This window comes from Streptomyces sp. NPDC049887, assembly GCF_040656535.1.
Lineage (GTDB): Bacteria > Actinomycetota > Actinomycetes > Streptomycetales > Streptomycetaceae > Streptomyces.
The window spans coordinates 65326-76709 of sequence record NZ_JBFAMM010000012.1 but is presented as its reverse complement, the minus strand read 5'-3'; the positions used below and the strand labels follow the sequence as shown (position 1 = coordinate 76709).

At 72.2% G+C, this 11384-nt stretch carries 9 protein-coding genes and 1 pseudogene; 8 read left to right on the top strand and 2 right to left on the bottom strand.

What is annotated here, in order from left to right; translation table 11 throughout:
* The first annotated feature begins 221 nt into the window (after window positions 1-221).
* The gene (locus AB0J10_RS16960; RefSeq protein ID WP_363062239.1) at window positions 222-1166 is read left to right on the top strand and encodes a hypothetical protein; all 945 of its coding nucleotides are present in this window, start codon (window positions 222-224) and stop codon (window positions 1164-1166) included.
* Window positions 1167-1395: 229 nt separating this feature from the next.
* Here AB0J10_RS16960 and AB0J10_RS16955 read toward each other — a convergent pair whose 3' ends face one another.
* Window positions 1396-1824 (bottom strand): Rieske (2Fe-2S) protein, encoded by a 429-nt coding sequence (locus AB0J10_RS16955; protein ID WP_363062237.1) that lies wholly within the window; start codon window positions 1822-1824, stop codon window positions 1396-1398.
* 136 nt (window positions 1825-1960) lie between these two features.
* Between AB0J10_RS16955 and AB0J10_RS16950 the strand changes: the two genes are divergently transcribed.
* Window positions 1961-2878: a carbohydrate kinase gene (locus AB0J10_RS16950; protein ID WP_363062235.1), complete on the top strand. Its 918-nt coding sequence runs from the start codon at window positions 1961-1963 to the stop codon at window positions 2876-2878.
* A 161-nt stretch (window positions 2879-3039) separates the two neighbouring features.
* On the opposite strand, the gene uvrA is transcribed toward AB0J10_RS16950, so the two are convergent.
* Window positions 3040-6057, bottom strand: coding sequence for an excinuclease ABC subunit UvrA (gene uvrA / locus AB0J10_RS16945; RefSeq protein ID WP_363062233.1), 3018 nt, complete (start codon window positions 6055-6057; stop codon window positions 3040-3042).
* Window positions 6058-6277: 220 nt separating this feature from the next.
* Here uvrA and AB0J10_RS16940 point away from each other — a divergent pair, with 220 nt between their 5' ends.
* From AB0J10_RS16940 to AB0J10_RS16915, 6 genes and pseudogenes are all read left to right on the top strand, one after another.
* Window positions 6278-6967 (top strand): maleylpyruvate isomerase family mycothiol-dependent enzyme, encoded by a 690-nt coding sequence (locus AB0J10_RS16940; protein ID WP_363062231.1) that lies wholly within the window; start codon window positions 6278-6280, stop codon window positions 6965-6967.
* A gap of 21 nt (window positions 6968-6988) precedes the next feature.
* Entirely contained in the window at window positions 6989-7642 is a 654-nt protein-coding gene (locus AB0J10_RS16935) for an MBL fold metallo-hydrolase (RefSeq protein WP_363062229.1), read from the top strand.
* A gap of 258 nt (window positions 7643-7900) precedes the next feature.
* Window positions 7901-8200: a DUF6342 family protein gene (locus tag AB0J10_RS16930; protein WP_363062227.1), complete on the top strand. Its 300-nt coding sequence runs from the start codon at window positions 7901-7903 to the stop codon at window positions 8198-8200.
* A gap of 166 nt (window positions 8201-8366) precedes the next feature.
* Window positions 8367-8480: pseudogene (locus tag AB0J10_RS16925) on the top strand (hydrolase); the annotation flags it as partial.
* A 57-nt stretch (window positions 8481-8537) separates the two neighbouring features.
* The gene (locus tag AB0J10_RS16920) at window positions 8538-9602 is read left to right on the top strand and encodes a S66 peptidase family protein (RefSeq protein ID WP_363062225.1); all 1065 of its coding nucleotides are present in this window, start codon (window positions 8538-8540) and stop codon (window positions 9600-9602) included.
* A gap of 365 nt (window positions 9603-9967) precedes the next feature.
* On the top strand, window positions 9968-11248 hold the full coding sequence (locus AB0J10_RS16915) for an MFS transporter (RefSeq protein WP_363062462.1): 1281 nt from the start codon (window positions 9968-9970) through the stop codon (window positions 11246-11248).
* Window positions 11249-11384: the final 136 nt, after the last annotated feature.

Below are 11384 nucleotides of genomic sequence, written 5' to 3'. Positions count from 1 at the left end.
TGCTCCCCCGGCAATCGGACCGGCACCCGGACAACCGTTGTCCGGCCGGGACCGGCACGCTTCAATGCGGGGTGACACGCGGCTGTGACGGCGGCCGGAGGCCCCGTGACGCCTGCCGCGGTCCCGTCCGGACCCGTGCCGCCCGCCGTCGGTCCCGTCCGCACGCCCCGCCCCCGGCGCGAGGGCCACCGGGCGGCCGTGAACGTCCATCGAGGAGTCCCATGGGGCACGCCGCGCACCCCGCGCACACCCAGGCCGAACTGGACCGGGTGCTGCGCACGGGACCCTTCCACCTCGCCCTGCGTGCCGCGCTCGCGGTGCGGGGGCTGCCGCTGCAGCGGGTGCAGCACCATCTGGCACACCGGGGGATCAAGGTCGGGGTGACCAGTCTGAGTTACTGGCAGCAGGGCGCCCGGCGGCCGCAGCGCCCCGAGTCGCTGCGGGCCGTGCGGGCTCTCGAGGACGTGCTCCGGCTGCCGGAGAACTCCCTGCTGCGGCTGCTCCCCGAGGACGCCGGGACCGGTCCCCAGCGCCCCGTGGCCCGTTCGCCGCGCGCCCCGGCCGAGGTGTCCGGGGCGGTGGAGCGGCTGCTCGCCGGACTCGGGCGACCCGCGGACGGCGGGCTGCACACGGTGGGGCACCACGAGCGCGTGCGGATCGGGCCCGGCCGCGAGCTGCTGGGCCGGGACTCCCAGAAGGTCGTGCGCGCCCACCGCGACGGCGTCGACCGGCTGCTGGCCGTCCATCACGGGGATCAGGGGTGGGATCCGGCGCGGGTGAGCGTGCGGGCCACGGAGAACTGCCGCCCGGGGCGCGTCCGATACGACCGGGAGGCGGGGGTGCTGGTCGCGGAACTGCTCCTCGACGCCCGGCTGCGGTCCGGTGAGACATACCTACTCGGCTACGGCTTCGAGGACGGCACGGCGGGCCCGAGCGGTGAGTACGTACGGGGCTTCCGGGCGGCCGGCGGTCAGTACGTGCTGCAGGTCCGCTTCGACGGGGCGGCACTGCCGGTGCGGTGCCGCCACTTCGCCCAGAACTCCCCCGGCGCGGCACGGATCTGCCGTGCGGAACTGGCCCCGAGCGGCCGCCACCCGGCGGTGCACCTGGTCGAGCAGGGCGTCCGGCCGGGGATCCAGGGGATCGAATGGGAGTGGGAACGCTGAGGGAAGCCGGACGATCAGCGCCCGCCCGCGGGGAACAGCGCCTCACCCGGAGGTTCGCCGGGGTGGGCGCCGGGACCCGGTACGGCCGCCGCACCGACGCGCACGGGCACCGGATCGGCCGCCGGGGCCGGGGACGGCGTGCCGCGATCCGTGGGCCCGCGCCGCTCAACCCCCAGGGCGCGGACGGGTGGGGCCGCCCTGCCCGGCCGGGCGCGGACGGGCGGGCCGCTCATGCCTCCGGACCGGCCACGAGCTTCCCGTCCCGCACCCGCACCGGGACCTCCGGGAGCGGCACGGTCGCCGGCCCCCGGAGGGCCGTGCCGGTCGTCACGTCGAAGCGGCTGCCGTGGCAGGGGCAGTTGCCCTCCGTGCCCTCCACCTTGTCCAGCACGCAGCCGGCGTGGGTGCACTGGGCGCTGAACGCCCTGTACCGGCCCTCCGCCGGGCGGTGGACGACGAGCCGCTGCTCCCGGTAGAGCCGGGCGCCGCCCACGGGGACCTCCTCGGCGGCGCCGAGGTCGACCGGTGCGGTCGGCGTCGGGACCTGTGCGTGGCCCACCTTGGACTCGGTGGAGCAGGCGGCGACCCCCAGCCCGGCGGCCCCGGCGAGGGCGGCGCCTTTCAGCACGGTGCGGCGGGCGGTGGATCGACCGGACATGAAGATCTCCACGGGTGAGGGCGGGGCGCGGGTGACCAACCCGACGATACCGGCGCAGATCGCGGCCCCTCCCGGCGGGTCCGCCGGCCGGGAGCGGGACTGTCGCACCCGGGGGCGATGGGCTACGTTCTCAGCCGTGATCGTCGTCGCCGGTGAGTCCCTGATCGACCTGGTCCCGCAGCGGACGGCAGCCGGGGACGCACCACTGCCGCCCCTGCTGCCGCGGCCCGGCGGCGGCCCGTACAACACGGCGGTGGCGCTGGGGCGCCTGGGATCCCCCGTGGCCTTCTGTTCCCGCGTGTCGGCGGACGGCTTCGGAGAGGCGCTGCTGGGCGGGCTGCGCACGGCGGGCGTACGGACGTCGCTGGTGCAGCGAGGCCCGGAGCCGACGAGCCTCGCGGTCGCCGAGGTCGACGCGGACGGCTCGGCGGGCTACGGCTTCTACATGACGGGCACCGCCGATCGGCTGTTCGAACTGCCGCCGGAACTGCCGGACGGGGTGGGGGCGCTCGCACTCGGCACGTGCTCGCTGGTGCTGGAACCCGGGGCGAGCGCATACGAGGCGCTGCTGCGACGCGAGGCGCAGCGCGGGGTGTTCACGCTGCTCGACCCCAACATCCGGCCGCGGCTCGTGCCCGACGCCGACGCCTACCGGAGACGCTTCGCGGGCTGGCTCCCCTCGGTGTCGCTGCTGAAGCTCTCGGAGGACGACGCCGCATGGCTCGGCGGCTCCCCGGAGCAGTGGCTGGCCGAGGGCCCCGCCGCCGTGGTTCTGACCCGCGGCGACCGCGGCCTCGCGGTACGCACCCGGGAGGGTGTGGAGACCGCCGTTCCGGCGGCGGCCGTGACGGTGGCCGACACGATCGGCGCGGGCGACACCGTGAACGCGGCACTGCTGCACCAACTGCACCGGCTCGGCGCCCTCTCTCCCGGCGGTCTGCTCGCCCTGGACGCCGCGGCCTGGACCGAGGTGCTCGCGTTCGCCGCCCGCGCCGCCGCCGTCACCTGCTCCCGCACGGGAGCGGAACCCCCGTACGCCTCCGAACTGGCCTGACCCGGAGGGCGCGCGAGGCCGGCTCGGCGGCCCCGCGCCGCAAGCGCGGCACCTGACGTCCCGGGGATTGCGGCTCGGCGGCCCCGGTGCACCCCGGCCCGGAGGCCCGGGGACCGGGGCGACGGGCCTTCAGGACCGAGCGGTGGGGCCCGGAGCCGGGGTCAGGCCTTGCGGGCCCGGGTCCGCGACGCTGCCGTCTTCTTCTTCACCGGAGTCGCGTTGGCCGTGACCGTGTTCTTCTTCACGGCGGTGGAGTTGGCCGAGACCGGTTTCCTGGTAGCGGTCTTCTTCGCCGCCGTCTTCCGGGACTGCGGTGGCACCGAGTCGCTGATGCGCTCCGGGCCCAGGATGTCCCGCAGGAACTTGCCGGTGTGGCTCGCCGGGACCGCGCCGACCTGTTCCGGAGTGCCCTCGGCGATGACGAGACCACCGCCGCTGCCGCCCTCCGGACCCATGTCGACGACCCAGTCGGCAGTCTTGATCACATCGAGGTTGTGCTCGATCACGATCACCGTGTTGCCCTTGTCGACCAGTCCGGACAGCACGTTGATCAGCTTGGAGATGTCCTCGAAGTGCAGACCTGTGGTCGGCTCGTCCAGGACGTAGACCGTCCGGCCGGTCGATCGCTTCTGCAGCTCGCTCGCCAGCTTCACCCGCTGAGCCTCACCACCGGAGAGAGTCGGCGCCGGCTGGCCCAGCCTGACGTACCCGAGGCCCACCTCGGTCAGCGTCTTGAGGTGACGGGAGATGGTCGGCACCGCCTCGAAGAAGTGCAGGGCCTCCTCGATCGGCATGTCCAGCACCTCGGCGATGGACTTGCCCTTGTAGTGGACCTCCAGGGTCTCCCGGTTGTAGCGCGCACCGTGGCAGACCTCGCAGGGGACGTACACGTCCGGCAGGAAGTTCATCTCGATCTTGATGGTGCCGTCGCCGGAGCAGTTCTCACAGCGCCCGCCCTTGACGTTGAAGGAGAAGCGACCCGGCAGATAGCCGCGCACCTTCGCCTCCATCGTCTCCGCGAAGAGCTTGCGCACATGGTCGAAGACACCGGTGTAGGTGGCCGGGTTGGACCGGGGCGTACGGCCGATGGGCGACTGGTCGACGTGGACGACCTTGTCGACGAGGTCGTCGCCGTCCACACGGGTGTGCCGGCCCGGCACCGACTTGGCGCCGTTCAGCTCGCGTGCCAGATGGGTGTAGAGGATGTCGTTGACCAGCGTGGACTTGCCGGAGCCGGAGACGCCGGTGACCGCCGTGAGGACACCGAGGGGGAACGACACGTCGATGTCCCGGAGGTTGTTCTCCCTGGCGCCGTGCACCGTGAGCTGCCGGGCGGGATCCACCGGCCGCCGGATCTCCGGCGTCGCGATGGACTTCTTCCCGGACAGATAGAGCCCGGTCATCGAGTCCTTGTTGGCCAGCAGCTGCTTCAGCGGCCCCGAGTGGACGACCTTGCCACCGTGCTCGCCGGCGCCGGGGCCGATGTCCACGACCCAGTCGGCGACCTTGATCGTGTCCTCGTCGTGCTCGACGACGATCAGCGTGTTGCCCATGTCCCTGAGCCGGACCAGGGTCTCGATGAGCCGGTGGTTGTCGCGCTGGTGCAGACCGATCGACGGCTCGTCCAGCACGTACAGCACGCCCACGAGCCCGGAGCCGATCTGGGTGGCCAGCCGGATGCGCTGCGCCTCACCGCCGGACAGCGTGCCCGCGGCACGGTTGAGGGAGAGGTAGTCCAGGCCGACGTCGACCAGGAACCGCAGCCGCTCGTTGACCTCCTTGAGCACCCGCTCGGCGATCTTCTTGTCGCGGGCGTTGAGCGTCAGCCGGCCGAGGAAGTCGGCGCACTCGCTGATCGACATGGCCGAGACCTCGGCGATCGACCTCTCCATGATCGTCACTGCCAGGACGATCGGCTTCAGCCGGGTGCCGTCACAGGTGGGGCAGGGCACCTCGCGCATATAGCCCTCGAAGCGCTCCCGGCTGGAGTCGCTCTCCGCCTCGCTGTGGCGCCGCTTGACGAAGGACACCGCGCCCTCGAACGCCGGGGTGGTGTAGGCGCGCTCCCGGCCGTACCGGTTGCGGTAGCGGACCTCGACCTGGGTCTTGTGGCCGTACAGCAGGGCCTTCCTGGCACGCTGCGGCAATCCGGCCCACGGGATGTCCGTGCGGAAGCCGAGCGCGTCGGAGAGCCCCCCGATCAGGCGCCCGAAGTACTCCTTGGTGTGGCCGTGCGACCAGGGGTGGATCGCGCCGTCGTCGAGGGAGCGGTCCTCGTCCGGGACGATCAGGTCGGGGTCGACCTCCATCCGCGTGCCGATGCCGGTGCAGTCGGGGCAGGCGCCGAACGGCGAGTTGAAGGAGAACGAACGGGGCTCGAGCTCCTCGAACGAGAGGTCGTCGTACGGGCAGTAGAGGTGCTCCGAGTACATCCGCTCGCGCTCAGGGTCGCCCTCGGGGAGATCGACGAAGTCCAGCACGACCATGCCGCCGGACAGACCCAGTGCGGTCTCCACGGAGTCGGTGAGCCGGCGCTTGGCGCTGTCCTTGACGGTCAGGCGGTCGACGACCACCTCGATCGTGTGCTTCTCCTGCTTCTTGAGCTTCGGCGGCTCGGTGAGCTGGATCGTCCGCCCGTCGACCCGGGCCCGCGAGTACCCCTTGGACTGGAGGTCGGCGAAGAGGTCCACGAACTCGCCCTTGCGCTCCCGCACCAGCGGCGACAGCACCTGGAAGCGGCTGCCCTCGGGGAGCTCCAGCACCCGGTCCACGATGGCCTGCGGGGACTGGCGCGTGATGGGGCGGCCGCATTCGGGACAGTGCGGCTTGCCGATCCGGGCGAAGAGCAGCCGGAGGTAGTCGTACACCTCGGTGATCGTGCCCACCGTCGAGCGAGGGTTGCGCGAGGTGGACTTCTGGTCGATCGAGACGGCCGGTGAGAGACCCTCGATGAAGTCCACGTCCGGTTTGTCCATCTGGCCCAGGAACTGCCGGGCGTAGGAGGACAGCGACTCGACGTAGCGGCGCTGCCCCTCGGCGAAGATCGTGTCGAACGCGAGCGACGACTTGCCCGACCCCGAGAGCCCGGTGAAGACGATGAGTGAGTCACGCGGGAGGTCGAGCGAGACGTTCTTCAGATTGTGCTCGCGAGCGCCACGGACGATGAGACGGTCGGCCACGCCGGGTCCGCACCTTTCTTGAGACAGGTCGTGAGAAGCATCGGGGGCACAGCCCCCGGCCCGGACAGCTCCGGGTCAGGGCGACCACGGGATCGGCGGCTGCCGGACGAACGCCCGGCCCTCCAGAATGCTCTGCCCCGAGCCTATAGCACGCGCATTCGATTAACCCCGGTCTACGGTCACCTTCACCCGAACGTGTGGCGGGGCTATCGTCTTCCCCATGATCGATCCCGTGGCTGACCTCGACTCCGTACGTGATGCGACCGAGCGACTGCTGAACGCGGCCGCCGACCTGGACAACGCTGCGGCCGCCGGGCCGTCACGGCTCCCCGGCTGGAGCCGCGGCCACGTCCTCGCCCATCTCGCCCGCAACGCCGACGCCCTCGTGAACGTCCTCGAGGGCCGCCCCATGTACGCGAGCGCGGAGGCGCGTGAGGCCGACATCGAGCGCGACGCCGCCCGACCCCTGGCCGTCCAGCTGGACGACGTGCGCGAGTCCGACGGGCGCTTTCGGACCGCGGCCACGGCGGACGCGGACTGGTCGCGGATCGTCGAGCTCCGCAACGGCGTGAAGGACGCCGCGTCCCGCATCCCCTTCCGGCGGCTGATCGAGGTCGAGCTGCACCACGTGGACCTCGGCATCGGCTACGAGCTGGAGGACCTGCCGGCCGACTTCACCGAGCGCGAGACGGCCTTCCTCGCGGAGCGCTTCGACGGGCACAAGGACGTGCCGCCCACGTCCGTCGTCGCCGACGACGGACGGACCTGGACCACCGGAGGCGGGACCGCGGGCACCCCGGTCACCGTCCGGGGCACCGCCGCGGACGTGCTCGGCTGGCTCTCCGGCCGCCGTGACGGCGCGGCCCTCCAGGTCAGCGGCGGCCCGCTGCCGGTGCTGCCGCCGCTGTGACCGGCTGAGTACGCTGACCCCATGACTTACAGCGGAGCGGTGAGGGTCGGCGGCCCGGCGGACGTCCACGAGCTGGCGGCCCTGATGATCTCCAAGGTCGCGGTCGGCCCCATGGACAACAACGCCTATCTGCTGCGCTGCCGGAGCACCGACGAACAGTTGCTGATCGACGCGGCCAACGAGCCCGAGACACTGCTCCGGCTGATCGGCGACGACGGGATCGCGTCCGTCGTCACCACCCACCGGCACGGCGACCACTGGGGCGCGCTGGCGGACGTGGTGGGCGCGACCGGCGCGCGGACGTACGCGGGCCGCCACGACGCCGCCGGCATCCCGGTGCCGACCGACGTGCTCGTCGACGACGGCGACACGATCAGGGTGGGCCACGTGGAGCTCACCGCCCGCCACCTGGTCGGCCACACTCCCGGATCGATCGCGCTCGTCTACGACGACCCGCACGGCCACCCCCACGTGTTCACGGGCGACTGCCTCTTCCCCGGGGGCCCTGGCCGGACAACACAGCCGGAGGAGTTCGACTCCCTCATGGACGGCCTGGAGTCCAAGGTGTTCGGCGTCCTCCCGGACGAGACCTGGGTCTACCCCGGCCACGGCAACGACACCACCCTCGGCGCGGAGCGGCCCCACCTGGCGGAATGGCGCGCGCGAGGCTGGTAGCCACGACGCTTACCGCACAGCCGACGGCACCCGTGCGCGTGTGCGCAGCCGACAGCCCCCGGTTGTCTCTAGGAATTCCGGACGTTTCTCCCTTTGATGGCCTGAACACTGATTTAAGACTGTTCAGGAAGAAATCCGGCCATGCACAGAACTCCCGGCGATGGCGCACTCACTGTCCGTCTAGATTCAGCCGTGGTTCGGGCGCTCCACGGCAGCCCGAGGCGAAGGCCCATTCACCGAATTTGAAGGGGGAGTCGCATGCCTGACATCGATCTCGGAGTGGCGACGGACTGGAACGAGGGGGATACCCACGGCCGCGTGAAGCTGCGACAGAACCAGGTCTACCCGAACTCGCCCAAGAAGGACGTGCTCATCAGCTCCCCCGTGAGCATCGAGCTCTCGGTGAACTCGAACTACTCCACCTCCCAGGAGGCGGACAAGATCTACTTCACGACCCATCACGGCTCGACGAAGAAGATCATCGCGGTGCTCGACTCCGACGGGAACCTGCACATCGCCGGACGTCTGATCACCGAGCAGAAGGACCTCGGCTACTAGCGGCTGCCCGCTCTGCGCCGGGCGAGGAGGCCGCGCTCCCGAGTGAGCCGGCGTCTGTCTCCCACCCGCACACCGCAAGGGCCCGCGCGACCGGTCGCGCGGGCCCGTCCCGTGTCCTGGAGTTCGTCGCGGCCAACGGATCGGTCCGGGCAGGACCGGGGGAGCCCAGCTCTTCGACGGACTGCCGGACGAGACCTGGGTCTACCCCGGCCACGGCGACGACACGACACTCGGCGACGAGCGGCGGCACCTCCCCGAGTGGCACGAGCGCGGTTGGTGACGGCCGGGCGCGAAATCCCGGTGCCCTTTCCGCGGAGCCATGGCTAGCCTCGCACCCATGACACCGTTCGGCGGCCCATCCGTACCCGTGTACCCGCCCAAGCCCCGGCCCGGGGACCGGATCGCCGTGATCTCCCCCTCCGCGGGCCTGCCCGGTCTGCTGCCCCTGCCGTACGAGCTGGGACTCGAGCGGCTGGAGAAGGAGTTCGGGCTGGTGCCCGTCGAGTACCCGGCCACCCGCACGATGGGATCCACGCCCCGACAGCGCGCCGACGACATCCACGCGGCCTTCGCGGACCCGGAGATCCGCGCCGTGATCGCGTCGATCGGCGGCGACGACCAGATCACCGTGCTGCCCCTGCTGGACCGGGAGTTGGTACGGGCGAACCCGAAGCCGTTCTTCGGCTACAGCGACAACACCAATCTGCTCGCGTTCCTCTGGAACACCGGCGTGGTGGGCTACCACGGCGCGTCGGTGATGTGCGAGCTCGGCCGGCCCGGTGCCGTGGCACCACTGACCGCGGACTCGCTGCGGACCGCCCTGTTCACCCCAGGCCCCTACGAGCTGCGCCCGGCGGACCGGGTCCGGATCATCGACCGCGACTGGGCCGACCCCGGGACGTTCGCGGACGAGCCGGAGACCCATCCCGCTGCCGGGTGGACCTGGACGGGGCCCGAGCGGGTCGTCGAGGGCCGCGGCTGGGGCGGAAACCTGGAGATCCTCTCCTGGATGCTCATGGCCGACCGGGAGATCCAGCGCGACCCCGCCGCGTACGACGGCTGTGTGCTGTTCCTGGAGACCTCAGAGGACCTGCCGTCGGCCACCGAGGTGTTCTGGATCCTGCGCAGCATGGGCGAGCGGGGACTGCTGCGCCGCTTCCCCGCGCTGCTGTGGGCACGGCCCAAGACCTGGTCGTTCGACCAGCCGCTCGACGCGGAAGGGCAGGCCCGCTACGCACGGGAGCAGCGCGAGGCCGTGGAGCGGGCGCTGCTCTTGTACGCGCCGGACACCATGGCGGTGTTCGACGTCGACCTCGGGCACACCGATCCCCAACTGGTGATCCCCTACGGCGGGCTGATCCGGGTGGACGGCGTGGCCCGGCGCATCGTGGTCACGTACTGAGCCCTGGGCGGAGCGGAGACCGGGCGCCGGACCGGCTCGGGCCCCGCGTCCGGGCCGCGAACCCCGGGTGCGAGGGCCGGACTTGAGTCCGTGGCCCCGGACCCCGGGCGACGAGCGGCGGCCGGGGGCTCTTCGACGGGGCGGACGGAAGCGCCCCCGCAGGGCGAACGCTCACGGCGACCGCACCGGTTCCGCCTCGTGCACCGGCCGTGCACCGGTGCGCCACCCGTCGCCGATCACGCGCCTGCGCGCCCCCGTAACCGCCGACGGCCACGGGTGGTTGGCGCGGCATGCACAATCGTCGCGCTCCGTCGCCCGAAGAGTCCCCGTCGCCCCCTCCGGTGCCGTCCGCCCGGCCGGTCTCCATGCCCCGGCTCGCGGCCGCCTCCCTCGCGGGGACGGCCGTGGAGTTCTACGACTTCTTCGTCTACGGCACGGCCGCGGCACTGGTCCTCGGCCCGTTGTTCTTCCCGACTTTCTCCCCGCTGGCCGGGACGCTCGCCGCCTTCGGGACGTTCGCCGTCGGCTTCCTCTCCCGGCCGCTGGGGTCGGTGCTCTTCGGGCACATCGGCGACCGCCACGGGCGGCGGCCGGTGCTCTTCGCCTCACTGCTGCTGACGGGGCTGGCGACCGTCGGCGTGGGTTGTGTCCCGTCGTACGCGACCCTCGGAGCGGCCGCTCCCGCACTGCTGCTGGTGCTGCGCTTCCTCCAGGGGCTCGGCCTCGGCGGCGAGTGGGGCGGGGCGGTGCTGCTGACGGCCGAGCATGCCCCGGCCGGGCGGCGCGGGCTCTGGGCGAGTTTTCCCCAGATCGGCCCCTCGGTGGGTTTTCTGCTGGCCAACGGAGTGATGCTGGCGCTGTCCGCGGGGCTGACCGATGCCCAGTTCCGGGACTGGGGTTGGCGGGTGCCGTTCTGGGCGGCGGGGCTGCTGGCCGCGGGCGGGCTGCTGCTGCGCGGATCACTGGCGGAGACACCGCAGTTCGAAGGCATCGACGAGCGGGCGCGGCTGCCGCTGGCCGAGGTGGTGCGGGGGCACTGGCGGCTGGTGCTGCTCACCGCGGGCGCGCTGTCGGTCGGCTACGCGGTCTTCTACGCCGTCTCCACGTGGTCGCTGGCGTACGGCACCGAGCGGCTCGGGGTGAGCCGGACCGTGATGCTGGTCTGCGTCATGGCGGCGGTCGCCGTCAAGGGGGCGGTGACACCGTTCGCGGCGATGCTCGGGGACCGTTACGGGCGCAGGCCGCTCTGTCTGGTCGGATGCGCGGCGAGCGCGCTGTGGACGTTCCCGATGGTGGCGCTGCTCCAGACGGCCGAGCCGCTGCTGATGTTCGCCGGGTTCCTCGGTGCGATGCTTGCGTTCATCACGATGTTCGCGGTGGTCGCGGCGTATCTGCCGGAGCTGTACGAGCCCCGGGTGCGGTGCACGGGGGCGGCGGTCGGGTACAACCTGGCGGGAGTGCTCGGAGGAGCACTCACCCCGGTCGTCGCCACGGCCATGGCGGGTGGGAGCGGACCGCCGTGGGGGGTCGCGGCGTATCTGAGCGCGGTCGCCCTGCTCAGCCTCGGCTGCTTCGCACTGCTGCCGGAGACGGCGCCGGCCCGTGGGCGGCTGTGCGAGCCCGCCGAGGGCGCCGCTGCCGTGTGACGCTCCCGACGCCCGCCGGACGGGACCCGCGGCTCCTGCGGCGACCGTGCGACGGAGGACCCGCGCACTCCCTGCGAGAGCGCGGATCCCCGGACGGCGGATTCCAGGCCCCCGCCCCGTGGACCGCGGTACCCGG

What these genes read in the sequence shown, in the direction of transcription:
- AB0J10_RS16920 (WP_363062225.1), top strand. Translation starts at nt 8,538, where the DNA reads ATGACACCGTTCGGCGGCCCATCCGTACCCGTGTACCCGCCCAAGCCC.
- AB0J10_RS16915 (WP_363062462.1), top strand. Translation starts at nt 9,968, where the DNA reads ATGCCCCGGCTCGCGGCCGCCTCCCTCGCGGGGACGGCCGTGGAGTTC.
- AB0J10_RS16930 (WP_363062227.1), top strand. Translation starts at nt 7,901, where the DNA reads ATGCCTGACATCGATCTCGGAGTGGCGACGGACTGGAACGAGGGGGAT.
- AB0J10_RS16955 (WP_363062237.1), bottom strand. Translation starts at nt 1,824, where the DNA reads ATGTCCGGTCGATCCACCGCCCGCCGCACCGTGCTGAAAGGCGCCGCC.
- AB0J10_RS16935 (WP_363062229.1), top strand. Translation starts at nt 6,989, where the DNA reads ATGACTTACAGCGGAGCGGTGAGGGTCGGCGGCCCGGCGGACGTCCAC.
- AB0J10_RS16960 (WP_363062239.1), top strand. Translation starts at nt 222, where the DNA reads ATGGGGCACGCCGCGCACCCCGCGCACACCCAGGCCGAACTGGACCGG.
- AB0J10_RS16940 (WP_363062231.1), top strand. Translation starts at nt 6,278, where the DNA reads ATGATCGATCCCGTGGCTGACCTCGACTCCGTACGTGATGCGACCGAG.